This window comes from Pseudofrankia coriaricola (genome assembly GCF_001854805.1).
Classification (GTDB): Bacteria; Actinomycetota; Actinomycetes; order Frankiales; family Frankiaceae; genus Pseudofrankia.
On record NZ_MBLO01000236.1, the window covers coordinates 134,197 to 150,409 of the forward strand.

Consider the following 16,213-nt stretch of genomic DNA (forward strand, 5'->3'; position numbering starts at 1 on the left):
TCGATGAACCAAGCCCCCATTCCACCAGAGAAGTTACTCATCGGGCATAGCGTACAGCGTCCCGACCAACGCTCCCAGTACCCAGTCGTCCGAACCCTTCGAGCGACATTCGAGTCAGAACGGCCGCGCTCGGCAGGACGGTGCGGCCGTCGATGACGTCCTCGTCGATCTGGGCAGTGCCGCGCCGAGGACCGGGCAGGCGGAATCGACGAGGCCCCGCTCCCCGGCCCTGTTTCGCCGGCGGCTCACAACTGGCGCATCAGGCGGAAGGACTTGATGGCGAAGCCGTGGCGCAGGTAGAGGCGGTGGGCGTCGTAGCGGTGGGTGCCGGCGTCGAGGTGGACCTGGGCGCAGTACTGGTTGCGGGCCTCGCGTTCGAGCCAGGCGAGCAGGCGGGAGGCGTGGCCCTGGCCGCGGGCCGCCGGGATGGTCGACAGGTCGTCGACGACGAGGACGCGGCCATGCGCCAGCATGTGCAGGACGCGGAAGCCCGCGGCGGCGACGACCTTGCCGGACGTCGGCTCCCAGGAGCCGACCAGCCGGTAGCCCTGCGGGCGCTGCACCTCGTTGACGAGCCGGACGAAGCCGGCCGAGGTCAGGTGCGGGCGCAGCTGACGCATGGCGTCGTACGCCTGCTCGGTCCCGTCCGCACCCAGCTCCTCGATCTTCACAGTTGGTATTTTGTCAGTTGCGGGACGTGATACCGGGCATCCGGCCACACGGGACCGTCAACACCTGTTGCCAGACAGTCACCCAGAGGAGAACCTCGCGCGGAATGAAGCCGCAGTGGACACCGTCTCGTCCAGGCGACCAATACGAACAACCCAGCCGCAGCAGGTGACCGCGCATCAGCGCTGGCGCCAACGCATCCACCTCGCCAGCCCGTAACCAGGCCGGCCACGCCATACGCCTGTGGCAGACCCAGGTGGCGAGGGCGCCCAGCGCCCGCGCCCGGCGCCCGGCACCGGGCGCGGAGCGTCTGGCGCGGGACCGCCTTAGATGCCGTGGGTCTGAAGCCACATCTCCAGGAGGGCGGCCTGCCAGAGGGCGTTGGCGCCGAGCCGAGTGCGGTTGTCGTTGGGGGCCGCGAGCATGGTCTTCACCCAGTCGGGGCGGAACAGGCCGCGGCGCTGGGCGGCCGGGTCGGAGAGCGCGGAGGTGACCCGGTCGAGGAACGGGCCGGACAGGTGGCGGATCGCCGGCACCGGGAAGTAGCCCTTCGGACGGTCGATGACCTCGGCGGGCAGCAGCGCGCGGCTGATGTCCTTGAGCACGCCCTTGCCCCCGGCGGCGAGCTTGCGCTCCGGCGGGCAGGCGGCGGCGAGCTCGACCAGCTCGTGGTCGAGGAACGGCGTCCGCGCCTCCAGGCCCGCGGCCATCGTCATGTTGTCGACCCGCTTCACCGGGTCGTCGACGAGCATGATCGTGGAGTCGATCCGCAGTGCCGCGTCGACGACGGTCTCGGCGCCGGGGGCGGCGAAGTGTCCCTGGACGAAACCGCGACTGGCGTCGGTCTCGAGCGCGTAGCCCGGCGCGACGACCGCGGCGATGTCGGCGTGCGAACGGTCGGAGAACACCCCCAGGTAGGCGTCGACGGCCTGGTCGCGCGCAACGCCCGCCAGCGGCGGGTACCAGGAGTAGCCGGCGAACACCTCGTCGGCGCCCTGGCCCGACTGCACCACGGTGACGTGCCGGCTGACCTCCTGGGAGAGCAGGTAGAACGCGACGCAGTCGTGGCTGACCATCGGCTCGCTCATCGCCTCGACCGCCGCGTCGACGGCCGGCAGGAGCGCCTCGCCGGGGACCATGATCTGGTGATGGTCGGTGCCGAAGTGCTTGGCCACGATGTCCGAGTAGTGAAACTCGTCGCCCGACTCGCCGGCAGCCGCCTCGAAGCCGACGCTGAAGGTCGCCAGGTCCGCCTGCCCGGCCTCGGCGAGCAGCGCGACGATCATGCTGGAGTCGAGCCCGCCGGACAGCAGCACGCCGACCGGGACGTCGGCGACCATCCGGCGGCGCACCGCTGTGCGCAGCCGCTCGCCGACGGCGTCGCGCCAGTCGGCCGGCGTCCAGCTGGCCTGCTCGGCCTGGCGGGTGAAGTCGGGCCGCCAGTAGACCTCGTCGGTGCTGGTGCCGTCGGGCTCGATGACCCGGATGGTCGCCTGCGGCAGCTTGCGCACGCCGGTGAGGATCGTGCGCGGCGGGGGCACGACGGCATGGAACGACAGGTAGTGGTGCAGGGCGACGAGGTCGATGTCGGTGTCCACCCCGCCGCCGGCGAGCAGCGCCGGCAGCGTGGAGGCGAACCGGATCCGGTGCGCGTCCGCGGTGACATAGAGCGGCTTGATGCCGAGCCGGTCGCGGGCGAGCACCACCCGGCCGGAGTCACGCTCGTGCACGGCGAAGGCGAACATGCCCGCGAAGCGGTCGACGCAGCGCGTTCCCCAGCGGTGGTAGGCCTTGAGCACGACCTCGGTGTCCGACGTCGAGAAGAACCGGTAGCCGGCGGCCGCCAGCTCGTCGCGCAGCTCGCGGTAGTTGTAGATGCAGCCGTTGAAGACGACGGTGAGGCCCAGTTCGGCGTCGCTCATCGGCTGGGCGCCGCGTTCCGAGAGGTCGATGATCTTCAGCCGCCGGTGGCCGAGAGCGACCGGCCCCGCCGCATGGACCCCGACGCCGTCCGGTCCGCGCCGCTGCATCGCGGCGGTCATCCGTGCGACCGCCGCGACGTCGGCCGGCCGTCCGTCGAGTCGTAGTTCACCGCTCAGCCCGCACATGTCCGCTCCCTGGATCTCCCGAATCGGCCTTCAAGGCGCACGCCGCGCCGCGTTACGTACTCGTGCTCACGCCTGGAAGGGACTGCCCTCGGCCGCCGACCGCCTCCCGTCGTTCATGGCTGATCACCGAACGGCGCCGACGCGGGCGCCGCCGTCAGGCGCGCAGGAGCCAGGTGTCCTTGCAGCCGCCGCCGCGTGAGGAGTTGACGACGAGGCTGCCGGAGGGGGCGACCCGGCTGAGCGCCGCTGGTGCCACCACGGTCTGCTCGCCCTCATAGACGAACGCCCGCAGATCGACCGCGCGCGGCTCGAGCCGGCTCGCGCTCCCGTTGGTCCGGTTGCCGACGTCCGTGGCCGTGGCGCTGACGGGTGCCGCGCCATCGCCGTCCGACGGGTCGATGCCGGGCCAGGTCGGATGAGTGGACAGGGAGACGACCTCCTGCGCGATCCAGTGGCGCGGTTCGGCCAGCAGGCGCTCGCGGGCGGCCGTCAGCTCGTGCGGCTCAGCCGCGGGGCCGATCAGCACGCCGGCGCCGCCGTAGCCGTCGGTCGGCTTGACGACCAGCTCGTCGAGATGGCGCAGCACGTGGTCGAGCTGGTCGGGGTCGCCGCAGAGGTAGGTCTGGACGTCGTCGAGCAGGGGGCGTTCACCGAGGTAGTAGTTGATCATCCGGGGGACGTACGCATAGACGACCTTGTCGTCGGCGACGCCGTTGCCGGGGGCATTTGCGAGGGAAAGCGTGCCGGCGGTGAGCGCGCTGATGAGCGCGGGACCCAGCGGCGCGCCATCCGCGCCGAGGGCGGCGAACAACTCGTCCTCGTCGATCCGGCGGTAGAGCACGTCGACCCGCCGGCGCCTGCCGCCCGGCACCCGATGGCTGACGACGTCGTCCTCCACCATGAGGTCCGCCGGCTGTACCAGCGGAACGCCCATGCGGTCCGCGAGGAAGGCGTGCTCGAAGTAGGCCGAGTCGTGCGGGCCGGAGGTGAGCACCGCGAGCGCCGGCTCGCCCAGCCCGTCCCGGCCGCCGGCGCCGGCGGGGGCGGCGGCCACGAGCGCGGTGCGCAGCAGCGCCGGCACCCCTTCGAGGCCGAGGATGCCCGACGGCGAGGACAGCTCCGGCAGCGTCGCGCGGGTCAGCCGGCGGACCGCGACCGCATAGCCGGCGCCGGACGGGACCCGCAGGTTGTCCTCGAGCACCAGCCACCGGCCGTCCTGGTCGTGGACCAGATCGATGCCGCTGACGGTCGCGCGGATCGTCCCCGCTGGGACGGCGTGGCCCCAGTGGCGCAGGCCGGGCGAGGCGGTGACGATCCAGTCGGGGACGATCCCGTCGGCGACGGCGAACCGGTCGGAGTAGACGTCGCGGAGGAACGCCTCCAGCGCCCGGACGCGCTGGACGAGGCCGGCGCTGATCGTCGCCCAGTCGTCGGCTTCGACGATGCGCGGGACGAGGTCGAACGGCAGCGGGCGGCCCTCGGCCTCGCCTGCGACCCGGAACACCATCCCCCGGGACTCCTGCTCGGCGACCAGGGCGGCGCAGCGCGCGGTGAGGACGTCAGGGCCGAGCCGTTCCAGGGCGCGCAGCACCCCCCGGTACGGCGAGCGGACCGGGCCCCGGGCGTCGACCGCCTCGTCGACGCCGCCGGCGTGGAAACCGGGATGGGCCAGGTAGCCGGCGAGCAGCGTCGGCGCCACCCGCTCGGCGCGCACGAGCCCCGTGGAGCCCTCGGCCGCCGCCGGGGCCTGGTCGGCACCCGCACCGGCGCCGGCGGGAACGCGGGCGGCGACGGGGACGCCGGCGGGCGTGCCCGAGGCGGTGGTGGCGGGTCCGGTCTGACGGGTCCGCGCCAGCACGAGGTCCGCGACGTCGGTGAGCAGGCCGCGCCGATGGAACGCACGCCTGGCCGCGGCCGCCGCGCTGCCCCGGTCGACGGCCTGCTCCGCGAGGCCGCCGACCAGCTCCCAGTCCCCCGCGGCCGCGAGCTGCGGGCGAATCTGCTGCAGCAGCCGGGCCAGCAGGTCCTCGGCCGGCACCGGCCCGGCACCGACGCCGGACAGCTCGATCAGGTCGCCCTCCAGCCCGGAGCGGGCGGCGCGCCACATGGCGGCGCGCAGGAGCTCGGGGCGGGGGGCACCGAACGGCGCGCCGGTCTCGATCGTCTCGATGGCATGGCTGACCAGGCCGCGGAACAGGCCGGCGACGAGCACCACGGTGTCGACGTCCGGGCAGGCGTCGCAGACGCGCATCTCGAGCGTGGGCAGGTGGGCCGACGGGCGGACGTCGAAGTAGACCATGCCCGGGTCGCTGATCACGCCCGACTTCACCAGGTCCGCGACCAGGTGCTCGTACTCGGCGGCCGTCTGGAACGTCCCGGCTACGCCGGCGGTCGGCCAGCGCCCCCAGACCATGGTGCGCATGCTCGCGTAGCCGCTGTCGGCGCCCTGCCAGAACGGTGAGCTGGCCGAGACGGCGAGCAGCAGCGGCAGCCACGGGGCGACGCGGGCGATCACCGCCATCGCGGTCTCCCGGTCGGGGACGTCGACGTGCACGTGGGCGCCGCAGATCACCTGCTCGCGGGCGAGGATCTGGTACTCCTCGGTCATCTGCAGGTAGCGCGGGTCGCTGTTGATCTCCAGGATCGTCGGGTCGACGATCGGGACGGTGCCGGCCGCCGCGGGGCCGAGGCCGAGCGGCTCGGCAGCGGCGGCGAGGCGTTGGCGCAGGTCGACGAGGTCGGCGCGAAGCGCGGCCAGATCCCGCGTGGGTGCGCTGTTCGTCTCGACGACGGAGTTCAGCAGCTCGGGGGCGAAAGGGCCGGCGGGCAACTGTTCCAGGATCTCGCCGGCGCGGGGCACGAGCTGCCGGGTGGCCAGATCGAGGATGTGAAACTCCTCCTCGACGCCGACGGCTGGAATGGGCGCGCCGCTCATGTTCTCCCACGCTACGTCGGGGCCGTTACAACGGCATGTCCACTGATCGGGATCTTCCCGATGTTCCGCTGTGAAACCTACATTCCAGGCGTCACAATCGGTGACAATGCCAACAGTTTACCGTTTTGTCCGGTGGCCCGGCGCCGCGGGCCGGCCCCCGGAGGTGACGAGCGGGCCTCTCCGCGGGCCCGGCAAGGCCCGCGGGACGCCAGGCGCCCCGGTCACGCCGAGCGATAGCCAGCACGAGCGGCGTCGGCTCCAGGGCTCGCGGCGTAGGGTTGCGAGCATGCCCGCGAATACCGGTCCGAATGCAGTGAAAATGGTTTCGGAAACCGAATCGGCGCGCATTTCGACGGGGGTCCGGGAAATCACGGCGCGCACGGCCGGCCGGCGCGTTCTCACGGGGTCCGCGCACCCGTGAGCATCCAGGACGGCGCGGGCGTCGACGGCGCCCGCGGGCTCGCGCCCCAGCCAGGCGGCACTCCGCACGCCGGCCGTCTCCGCAAGGACGATCCGGCCGCGGACCCGGCGGGCAGCCGAGGAGCCGGGGAGCCCCTGGCCGGCGCCCATGCTGGCCATCCGCCCCGCGACGGGCGCCCGGACCGCGACCGGTACGAGCACCAGGACGACCACGGCCACGTGAACGACGAGCATCACGACGGCAGGCACGCCGGCGACGAGCAAGGCCACGACGAAGGGCACGGCGACGGCCGCGGGCACCGGGGCGGGCACGGCGGGCATGTGCATCGGCCGTCGGCGACGGCGGACGCGCGTCTGCTGTGGGCGGCGCTCGCGCTGATCGGCGGCTTCCTGTTGGTGGAGGTCGTCGTCGGCATCATCGCCGGCTCGGTCGCGCTGCTCTCCGACGCGGCGCACATGCTCACCGACGCCGGGGCGCTGGTGCTGGCGCTGGTCGCGATGCGGCTGGCGGCCCGGCCGGCGGGTGGGCGGCTCACCTACGGCTGGCGGCGGGTGGAGATCCTCTCGGCGCAGGCGAACGGCTTCGCGCTGCTGGCGCTCGCCGCGGTGCTCGCCGTCCAGGCCGGCCAGCGCCTGGCCCACCCGAACGACGTGGCTGGCGTCCCGGTGCTCGTCACGGCGCTGGTGGGCGTCGTGGTCAACCTCGCCGCGACGGCGCTGCTGGCCCGCGCCGACCGGCGCAGCCTGAACGTCGAGGGCGCCTTCCAGCACGTGCTCACCGACCTGTTCGCGTTCATCGCGACGGCCGCCGCCGGGCTGGTGATCATAGTCACCGGCTTCACCCGGGCGGACCCGCTGGCGGCGCTGGTCGTCGCCGGCCTGATGGTTCGCGCCGGTGCCGGGCTGATCCGCGACACCGGCCGGGTGTTCATGGAGGCGGCGCCGGTCGGCGTCGACCCGGCCGAGATCGGCCAGGCGCTCGCCTCGATCGACGAGGTGGCGGACGTCCACGACCTGCACGTCTGGGAGGTCACCTCGGGCCTGCCGGCGCTGTCCGCGCACCTGCTGGTGGACGAGGGCGGCGACTGCCACCGGGTCCAGAACACGGCGCGGCTGCTGCTGCGGGAGCGCTGGCACATCGACCACGTGACACTGCAGGTCGACCACGCCGAGCCAGCCGTTCTCACCATCACGCTCGGCCCTCGCTGGCAGTGCTCCGTCACGCCGGTCGCCCCGGCGCCAGCGTCCGTACGGCAGGCGTCGCCGCGGCCGACCTCGCCGGCATCGCCAGCCGCACCGGCGGCGCCAGCCGCACCGGCATCGCCAGCCGCACCGGCGGCGCCGGCGTCAGTCGGCCACGGGGACGAGCGGCAGGGCGGTCCCGGGTAGGGAGCCCCGGATATCGGCGGCGAGCAGGGACCAGTCGCGGGCGCGGGCCGAGGTCTCGCGGTAGGCGAGGCCGATCCGCCGCCGCGGCGGCGGGGTGCGGAAGGTGGCCACGGCGAGCCCCCTGCCCCGGCCCTCGCCGACCTCGACGGTGACAGCGGAGGCGGGCAGCAGGGTGACGCCTAGGTTGCCGGCGACCATCTGCACGACCGTCGACAGGCTCGCCGCCCGCAGCGAGGAGCGCTCGCGCGCGCCGGCCTCGTGGCAGACCTCGAGCGCCTGCGCCCGGAAGCAGTGGCCGTCCTCGAGCAGCAGCAGGTCCTGGCCGCCGAGCGCGGCGACCGGAACCGCGGCGCCGCCGGCCAGCGGGTGGCCGTCGGGGGTGACGAGCACGAAGTCCTCGTCGTAGATGGGGATCTCGGCGATCCCTCGCTCCTCGATCGGCAGGGCCAGCAGCGCGACGTCGGTCGCGCCGGCACGCAGGCTGGCCAGCAGCGGGGCGGTCTGCTCCTCCCGCAGCGCGAACCGGGCCTCCGGCCGGATGTCACGCAGCATCGGCATGAGCCGCGGCAGCAGGTACGGCGCGACCGTCGGGATGACACCGAGCGTGATGTCGCCGGTGAGTGGGGCCTGGGCGCGCAGTGCCACCGTCACGATGTCGTCGACGGCGGTGAGCACGTCGCCGGCGCGGCGGACGACCTCGTCGCCGACGGGGGTCAGCAGCACGCTGCGGGTGGTCCGCTCCACGAGCTGGACGCCCATCGTCTTCTCGAGCGCGGCGACGGCGCTCGAGAGCGTCGGCTGGCTGACGTGCAGCGCGGCGGCGGCCCGGCCGAAGTGGCGGTGCTCGGCCACGGCGACGAGCGCGCGCAGCTGAGCCAGCGTGGGCTGGGGCTTGGCCATAGGGAAACGCTATCAATTCTTCGGAATCTTTCGATTTCTCTTCTGAGTCGGGCCGATCCACAGTGGACACACGGCCCTGACGGACCGGATCCCGACACCCCTTCGATCTGCCCAGCGACCAGGGACAGGACCCTCAAGCGCAGCCAGTCTCAGGTGGGGACGGGCAGACCGGCCGGCCCGCCCGTCCATCAGGGCACCCCGTACCGGTCCTCCGCGCCCGTACCGAGACCAGCACCGCGCACCACGAGACCGCGCACCACGAGCAGGCCAGCCGCCCCACCCGCGCGCCGCCCGGCGGAGGCCGGCGCCCGGCGAGACGGGCGAGCGGCGCCCCGGCACCACCCGGACACCGCCCCACGCGGATCATCCAAGAGAGAGGACACGCGCTACCATGCTTACCGTCGGTGACGCTTTCCCCACATACGACCTGACCGCCGTCGTCTCCAACGACGCCGACACCGCGTTCATCCAGGAGACCTCCGTCAGCCGTCCCGGCCAGTGGCGCGTCGTCTTCTTCTGGCCGAAGGACTTCACCTTCGTCTGTCCGACCGAGATCGCCGCGTTCGGCCGTCTCAAGGAGGAGTTCGCCGACCGGGACGCCCAGGTGCTCGGCGTCTCCACCGACAGCGAGTTCGTCCACCTGGCGTGGCGGCAGAACCACGAGGACCTGCGCGACCTGCCGTTCCCGATGCTCGCCGACATCAAGAAGGAGCTCACGGCGGCCTGCGGTGTCCTCGGTGCGGACGGAGTCGCCCAGCGGGCGACCTTCGTCATCGACCCGGACAGCGTGATCCAGTTCACCATGGTCACCGCCGGCAGCGTCGGCCGTAACCCGAACGAGGTCCTGCGGGTGCTCGACGCCCTGCAGACCGACGAGCTGTGCCCCTGCAACTGGCAGAAGGGCCAGAACACGCTGTCGGTCGGCGGCAAGCTCGTCCCCGAGCAGGGCAAGGTGGAGGTGCCGGCCTGATGGGCGTCGATACCCTGCGCGCCGCGCTGCCCGAGTATGCCAAGGACCTGCGGCTCAACCTGGGCTCGGTCACCAGCCAGACCCAGCTCACCGAGCAGCAGCTGTGGGGCACGGTGCTGACCGCCGCGCTCGCCAGCCGGGGCCGCACCGTCATCGCCGAGCTCGACGCCGAGGTACGCGGGCACCTGTCGCCGGAGGCCTACCGCGCGGCGAGGACGGCCGCGGCGCTGATGGCGATGAACAACGTCTACTACCGGTCGCTACACCTCCTCGAGGACGAGGAGTACGACCGGCTGCGGGCCGGACTGCGGATGAATGCGATCGCCAACCCGGGCGTCGACAAGGTCGACTTCGAGCTGTGGTCGCTCGCGGCCTCCGCGGTCAACGGCTGCGGCCGCTGCCTGCAGGCGCATGAGCACGAGCTGCGCGGCCGGGGCGTGGCCCGCGAGGCCGTCCAGGACGCGCTCCGGATCGCCTCCGTGGTCCATGCCGTCGCCGTGACCCTCGAGGCCGAGGAGTTCACGCCCGTCGCGGCGTGACCCCGCTTCCCCGCCGGTTCCACCTGAGAGACGGAACCGGCGGGGACCGGGCGCCCCTGCTGATTCACACCGACCCACATCGATCCACACAACATGTTCCACGGCCTGTCCGCGCCGAGGCGGGATGACGGGACGGATAATCCCGGCTATTCCGACATAGATGTGAAATAACCACGACATTCGCAATGCGTCATGTTCTATGTAGAAATTCAAACGTGATCCCCGTCACCCGAGCAGGGGCGGTCGTTCTGGAGGCGGCCCGATCCTGCTAGACAGAACCCCGTGATCGGGGACGAGGCGGACATCCTGGCCACCGACGGCGCACCCACGCCGTCGGCGGGCACCAACGTCGCGTCACCGCCGCGGCCCCTGGCAAGGCGTGGCGGTGGGCCGGGCGACCGCCCGCCCCGCGCCGCCCTGGCGGACACCACGCCGGCAGGCGCCGCTGCCCGCCCTGACGCCGGGCCGTCGACCGGCGCCCCGGCGCTCCGCGACAACCTCGCCCAGGCCGACAACCTTGCCCAGGCCGAGGGCGGCCACACCATGGCCGGCGGCGACCTCGCGGTGGTCGGCGGCGCCGCGCGGCTGGAGAGCCTGCGGCGGCTGAGTGCCTGGTCCCGTGCCGTCGCCGGCCCCGCCGCCCCGCTCCCGCCGCCCCGCCCGGCGGTCTCCGGCGCCGACGGCCCCCAGGATCTCCGCCAGGCGCGGCCCATGGGCGCCGAAGCTCCGGTCGCGGGCGCGACGGTCCCCGACGCGGCAGGCGGCGAGCTGGCCGACGACGCGGGCGTATCGCCGGGCGACCCGTTTGGGGATGCGGCCGGCACCCGGGTGCTGACGGCCGCCGAGGGGCTCGCCAGCCTCATGATGACGGTGCCGACCTGGCTGACCGGCCCGGCGCCCGGCCCCCGGCTCAGTACCACCGCCGTCGCGGCCCTCGCCGAGATGGCGGTCGCCTCCGCCGCCGGGACCTGCCTGAGTCCCGGCGATCTGACCGTGACCACCGCGCTGCAGCTGCGCACCCACGGGCCGGCCGCCGGCTGGTCCGACCCGGACGACGCCGACGGGCCACGCCCACCCGCGTCGATGTTCATCCCCGACCCGGCGGCCGACCGCCCGCGTGAACGACCGGTCCGGCTGCGCGCCGAGGCGTCGGTGGCCACCCTCGACGGCGACGAGCCGGATGCCCGGCTACGGCGGGCGACCGCGACGGTCAGCACGCCCGACGGCCGCCCGCTGGCCGAGGCGTCCGCGATCTGCGCGGTGGTCCACCCGGCCGCCTCGTCACCGGTCGTACCGGCGAAGGGCACCGCCGCCGCCGCGGCCCCACGCCTGGACGAGCCCGCGGCGAGCGACCGGCCCCGCCCGGTCGGCCCGGAGCGCGAGGCGGACGAGGCGGGCGTCGCCACCAGGGACGAGACGGCGAGCGGGCCCGTCAGTCACCTACCGCCGCCGCACCCGCTGCTCGGTGCGCTCGGCGCGGACGTCCGCGGCGAGGGCGACCGGCTGCTGCTGCGCCTGCCGCCGGCCGGCTGGCTCGCGAACCGGCTCGGCCGGGTCCACGCCGCCGCCTGCTGCGCGCTCGCCGACGCGGCGGTCAGCACCGTGCTCGCCCGCCGGCTGCCGACCGGGTCGGCCATCCATGTCCTGTCGTTGGACCTGACGGTGATCCGCCCACTGCCGATGGAGGACGACGTGGCGGCCGTGGCCACGGTCCGACATGTCGGGCGGCGACTGGCCGTGGTCGACGTGGAACTCGGCCCCGCGGATGCGCCACCGAGCGTGCTCGCCAGGACCATGGTGGCCCTGAGCGCATATCGCCGTCCGCAACCGTAAAATCGCAGGTCGCCAGCCGTTGATGGGTGCGCCCGACCCGGGGGTCACCGATGGTCAGCACTCCATCTATATATACAGACAGTAATCAACAATCTTCACAGTGTGTTACATTATTCGTATCACACCGTGGTATTACCTTACCCGTAACCGTACGACTACAGCACCCCCTGTAAGACTCGCGGCGACATCGCGACAGCGATCCACGCGGCCTGGCGGCAGGCCGCCGCCACCTACAGGGGGACGACGTCATGGCGTTACTGCAACCGGCCACGAATCTGGACGCGACGCGACGGTCCGTGCACCCGGTCCGCGTGACCCGGGTTGCCGGCGGCCTCGGCTCGGCCGGCGTCGCGCGCCCGACCCCGACCACCGTGCTCGACGACGGGCGCGTCGGACGGCACGTGCGGGTACCCAAAACCGCCGAACTCGTGGCGGCGCACCTGCGCCGCCAGATCGTGCGCAGCGAGCTGGTCGAAGGCGACGCTCTGCCGCCCGAAGCCGTACTGATGGAGCAGTTCGGCGTCTCCCGGCCGACGCTGCGCGAGGCCTTCCGGGTGCTGGAGTCCGAGGCGCTCATCTCGGTTCGCAGGGGCGCTCACGGCGGCGCCCGGGTCCACCGGCCGGACGGCCACGTGGCCGCGCGCTACGCGGGCCTGGTCCTCGAGCACCGCCGCACCACCGTCTCCGACGTCCAGCACGCGCGCGCGTCGCTGGAGACACCGGCGGTGCGGATGCTCGCCGAGGCACCGGCGCAGCCGGCGCTGGGCCGGCTGCGCGCGGCGCTGTCCGAGTCCGCGGCGGCGATCGACGGCGGCCGACGGGACGGCCAGGGGAGCCACGGCGCTCCCGGCGGGCACGGCGCGGGCCAGCTCGGCGCCGCCGGCGCGGGCCTGGACACCGTCACTCCCGACCCATGGGTGTCCCTGAACAGGTTCCATCACCTGCTCGTCGAGCTGGCGGGGAACCAGACACTCACGGTGATCGACAACATGCTCCGGCACATCCTGCACGCGGCGACCAGCCACCAGCCGGGCGACCACTCGGATGTCGCCGGATCCACCGTCACCGCGGACACGCATGGCTCGCTGGCCGAGCACCAGGAGGTCCACAACCGCCTCGTCGAACTGATCGAGCGAGGCGAATCGGACGCCGCCGAGGCGCTCTGGCGCCGCCACCTGGCCGAGGCGGCCGACGAGCTCCCCTCGTCGGCCGTCCTCGACCTCCTGGGCGGCTGACCGGCGCCCAGGCCACCCGGCCCCGCGCCGGTCCTGGGTGACGCCGAAGGTGTCCGAGCCACCGGCCCCGCCACAGCGGGAGGGCTCCGACCCGCGGGGTCTCGCCGCGCTGCCACGGACAGGGCCCTCGGTGACCCGCTGACGCGGGTCACCGAGGGCCCTTGTGGCATGGCACGCACCGGATCCGCCCCGGGCGGCCACCCGGGGCCCCGGCGCCCGGCGCCGGGTGGGTCATGGTTCGTCACGCGCAGTGGGAAAACCGGCATCGGCGCACCGAATCATGTGGCCATTTGGTGGAGCGGGGGCGACGGGGGCTAGCGTGTCGGCATGGCGCCAGCGGGTCTTGCCTGGCAGACGCTTCCTGAGCCAGGCGCGTTGGCACTCGTGGACACCGTCTCCCGACGGGCCGCGGCTCTTGCCCGTCCGCATCCCGCCGACCTGCCCATCGCGGAGATCGTCGCCGTCGAGCGCGAGGTCCTGCGCTGGCTCGACCCGGCGAGCCGGGCCGACGCCGAGGGCGCCCTCGCCGACAGGCTCACCGGCGACCCGATGCCCACGCTGCGCGCGGTCTGCTGGCTGACCGCCTCCTGGGCGGTGGTGCTGCACCTGCGCACCGGCTACGCCCCGACGGAGGTGCTGCGCCAGCTCACGTTCGGCGGCGTCTGGCGGGGTCCCCAGGCCCCGGAGACGGAACAGGTCTGGGAGTTCCTCACCGCCCAGGTACGCGCGGGCGCGCTCGCGGCCCTGACCGACGACGCCTCGGCCGCGCAGGCATTCCACTCCGCCGCGGCCACCCGCGTCGCCGGCTATCCCGAGTGCCTGCTGCACCACGGCCTCGTGCTCATGTCCGGCCTCTGGCTCACCCTCGCCGCCCACGGCGTGGAGCCCCTCGACCTCGCCGCGACGCTTGCCGTCTACACCCACGACGCCTTCGACCGCCCCACCGGCTCCTTCCGCCCGCTCACCTGACGTCGGCGGGATCGCCGGCCGTGATCCCGAGGGCCGAGCCGGCTGTGGTCCCGGACTGGCCGGCGGGTCGTGCTGACCTGCGGGTGGTCGATGGCGGTCAGGAATAGTAGTGGCCGTAAGACGGAAAGGGATGACCTGGGCGGGCTCCAACCGCTACCGTGTGCCGACCGGTCTGGGACTGGCCAGTGCCCGGTCGTCGGTCCGGCCTCGAGGTCGGTACCGTGCCAGTTCTACAGTCACTGCGGCCGGTCGGGCGGCGCGGGGACGCTGGTGCTCCACGAGGAGGTCATCCCAGGCGATGTCCGCGCGACAGGTGCGCAGGTTCCAGCTCGAGCGGGACGTGGACGTGTCCGGGGTGTCCGGGACTGGCGCCGTCGCGTTTGGCGCCCAGGCGCCGGACGGTACCTGTGTGCTCTGGTGGGCCTCCGGACTGGAGTCGACCACCATCTACCCGAACATGGAGACCCTGCTCGCCATCCACGGTCATGGCGGGATGACCCGGGCTATCTACATCGACCCGGAGATCTGGGACGGCGCCACCGGGTCGAACGGCGACGGGGGCGGCGGCGAGGCCAGCCACCGGTTGGACGCCCTCAGCACGAACGGCGACCATCCCAACGGCAGTCACCCGGGCGGCCACCCCAACGGTTCCCACGGTCAGGTGGCCGGCGGCGAAGCGCCCGAGGCCGAGGACGCCGACGAGGCCGCCGCCGATCCGGACGAGGAACCGGCGCGCTCGACGACCCGCGCCACCGCCCGCGGCGCCCCGCGCGCCGCCGCCCACCAGCCCGCCGTCCGCTCCGTGAGCCACGTCCTTCGCCCGCCGACCCGCTCGCCCTGACGGCCCGTTCGCCTGGATCTCCCCTCAGGGCGCCGCGCGGAGCGTTACCGGGAGCGGCTGCGCGGTCGCGGCGGCGGGGGTGAGGTACCGGTCGTAGCGGGTGTCGCCGCGCAGGTGGCGCTCCAGGTAGGCGACGGTGTACCAGCGGGCCATCTGCTGGGCGAGCGCCGCGTCGGCCAGCGGCGGCAGGCAGGTGAGCAGCGCCCCCAGCTGCATGCGCAGCCGGATCCCGGCGGGCACCCGCCCGTCCGCCGTCAGGTACACCTGGTCACACAGGTCGCCGAACGAGTTGTGCGTGGCACCGGTGACAACCACCTCCGCCCGGCCGGGTGACCCGGTGAGCTCACGGAACGTCCGGTCGGCGCCCGGCCCGGGAGGTGTGACGCCGTCGGCGGTGCCGGCGATCAGCAGGGTCGGGATCCGCACCCGCGCCAGCAGGCTCGCGGGCAGTGCGGCGCTCGCCGGCGAGATCCCCACCGACACCCGGACCCGGGGGTCGGCGGGCGCACGCAGCAGCCCCACGGACGAGGCGATCGCCGTCAGGCCGCCGAAGGAGAAGCCGACGACCGCGACCTTGTCCGCCGACAGGATCGACGCGAAGGGACGCCCGGGGCCGAGCATCCAGTCGAGGACCGCGCTGACGTCCATGGGGCGGTCACTCGCCAGGTCGATCAGCGACTCGCTGGGCCCCGCGGCGACGTCGGCCATCGTGTCGCCCGGGTGGTCGGGCGCGGCGACGACGTACCCGCGGCTGGCCAGGGCCTCGGCGAGCGAGGCGAACTGCACCCGGCTGCCCGCGCTGCCGTGCGAGAACACCACCAGGGGAAATGGCCCCCGCTCGGGTGGCGCGTCCACGACCGCCATCCGCGACGGATAGCTCACCTCCGGCGCTATCTCGTACCGCGCCGGGACAGCCCCGCCGGCCGCCGGTGGGCCGTCGACGGTGCCGGAGCGGCCGGCGGCACCGGCGGCGGCGTTCGCGGGACCGGTGGTGCCGGCGGCCCTCGGAGCGGGCAGCCGCGACCGCGTCGGGTACCAGACGGAGGTGATCAGGGTGCGGTGGCGGCCGGCGTCGACGATGGTCACCGCGCGGAAGCCGACGCCATGGCTGCCGGGCTTGTCCGGCGCGGTCAGGGGGTCCGCCGCGGTGGGCGGCGCCGTCGCCAGGCCCGCCGCCGCGTCCGCCGCCGCGTCCGCCGCCCGGGGCGTCGGCACGGCCGCCGGCTGACCTCCGGCTGTCACCATCAGCGCGGCGATCAGCAGGCCGGCCGGCCGCGCGGCACGCCGATGAAGCGGTGCGACGCGAATCCCCCGAGCACCCACGCCGCGACGACCCGACGACGCACCCATGCTACGGACGGTAACCGAGTGGAACGGTTCACGTAGCCACGCCGATGTGGTCCGA

The 16,213-nt window shown here is 73.8% G+C and carries 12 protein-coding genes; 7 read left to right on the plus strand and 5 right to left on the minus strand.

The features are described 5' to 3' along the window. Positions 1-245: 245 nt before the first annotated feature. From BCD48_RS31735 to BCD48_RS31745, 3 genes are all read right to left on the minus strand, one after another. Complete coding sequence (locus tag BCD48_RS31735) at positions 246-671, minus strand: GNAT family N-acetyltransferase (RefSeq protein ID WP_071052056.1); 426 nt, start codon at positions 669-671, stop codon at positions 246-248. Between the two features lie 324 nt (positions 672-995). Further along, complete coding sequence (locus BCD48_RS31740; protein ID WP_071052057.1) at positions 996-2,777, minus strand: N-acetylglutaminylglutamine amidotransferase; 1,782 nt, start codon at positions 2,775-2,777, stop codon at positions 996-998. Between the two features lie 154 nt (positions 2,778-2,931). After that, a complete protein-coding gene (locus tag BCD48_RS31745; RefSeq protein WP_071052058.1) occupies positions 2,932-5,712 on the minus strand; it encodes a carboxylate--amine ligase/circularly permuted type 2 ATP-grasp protein in 2,781 nt (926 codons plus the stop codon). A gap of 417 nt (positions 5,713-6,129) precedes the next feature. Here BCD48_RS31745 and BCD48_RS31750 point away from each other — a divergent pair, with 417 nt between their 5' ends. Next, complete coding sequence (locus BCD48_RS31750; RefSeq protein ID WP_083419491.1) at positions 6,130-7,521, plus strand: cation diffusion facilitator family transporter; 1,392 nt, start codon at positions 6,130-6,132, stop codon at positions 7,519-7,521. Here the strand turns inward: BCD48_RS31750 and BCD48_RS31755 are convergent. Further along, complete coding sequence (locus BCD48_RS31755; protein WP_071052059.1) at positions 7,480-8,421, minus strand: hydrogen peroxide-inducible genes activator; 942 nt, start codon at positions 8,419-8,421, stop codon at positions 7,480-7,482. The two genes, BCD48_RS31750 and BCD48_RS31755, sit on opposite strands and share 42 nt — an antisense overlap. A gap of 391 nt (positions 8,422-8,812) precedes the next feature. Between BCD48_RS31755 and BCD48_RS31760 the strand changes: the two genes are divergently transcribed. The 6 genes from BCD48_RS31760 to BCD48_RS31785 all read left to right on the plus strand — a co-directional run bounded on the left by BCD48_RS31760 (position 8,813) and on the right by BCD48_RS31785 (position 14,808). Then, positions 8,813-9,391 carry a peroxiredoxin gene (locus BCD48_RS31760; protein ID WP_071052060.1) on the plus strand — a complete coding sequence of 193 codons (579 nt, stop codon included), beginning with the start codon at positions 8,813-8,815 and terminating at the stop codon, positions 9,389-9,391. Continuing rightward, complete coding sequence (gene ahpD, locus BCD48_RS31765) at positions 9,391-9,930, plus strand: alkylhydroperoxidase, AhpD family (RefSeq protein WP_071052061.1); 540 nt, start codon at positions 9,391-9,393, stop codon at positions 9,928-9,930. Before BCD48_RS31760 ends, ahpD begins: the two co-directional genes overlap by 1 nt. Before the next feature lie 282 nt (positions 9,931-10,212). Then, positions 10,213-11,763 carry a hotdog domain-containing protein gene (locus BCD48_RS31770; protein WP_071052062.1) on the plus strand — a complete coding sequence of 517 codons (1,551 nt, stop codon included), beginning with the start codon at positions 10,213-10,215 and terminating at the stop codon, positions 11,761-11,763. Between the two features lie 248 nt (positions 11,764-12,011). Then, positions 12,012-12,998 carry a FadR/GntR family transcriptional regulator gene (locus BCD48_RS31775; RefSeq protein WP_071052063.1) on the plus strand — a complete coding sequence of 329 codons (987 nt, stop codon included), beginning with the start codon at positions 12,012-12,014 and terminating at the stop codon, positions 12,996-12,998. A 327-nt stretch (positions 12,999-13,325) separates the two neighbouring features. Next, a complete protein-coding gene (locus BCD48_RS31780) occupies positions 13,326-13,967 on the plus strand; it encodes a hypothetical protein (RefSeq protein ID WP_071052064.1) in 642 nt (213 codons plus the stop codon). Between the two features lie 298 nt (positions 13,968-14,265). Next, the gene (locus tag BCD48_RS31785) at positions 14,266-14,808 is read left to right on the plus strand and encodes a hypothetical protein (protein ID WP_071052065.1); all 543 of its coding nucleotides are present in this window, start codon (positions 14,266-14,268) and stop codon (positions 14,806-14,808) included. 24 nt (positions 14,809-14,832) lie between these two features. Here the strand turns inward: BCD48_RS31785 and BCD48_RS31790 are convergent, their stop codons facing one another. Beyond that, positions 14,833-16,023 carry an alpha/beta hydrolase family protein gene (locus tag BCD48_RS31790; RefSeq protein WP_241842153.1) on the minus strand — a complete coding sequence of 397 codons (1,191 nt, stop codon included), beginning with the start codon at positions 16,021-16,023 and terminating at the stop codon, positions 14,833-14,835. Positions 16,024-16,213: the final 190 nt, after the last annotated feature.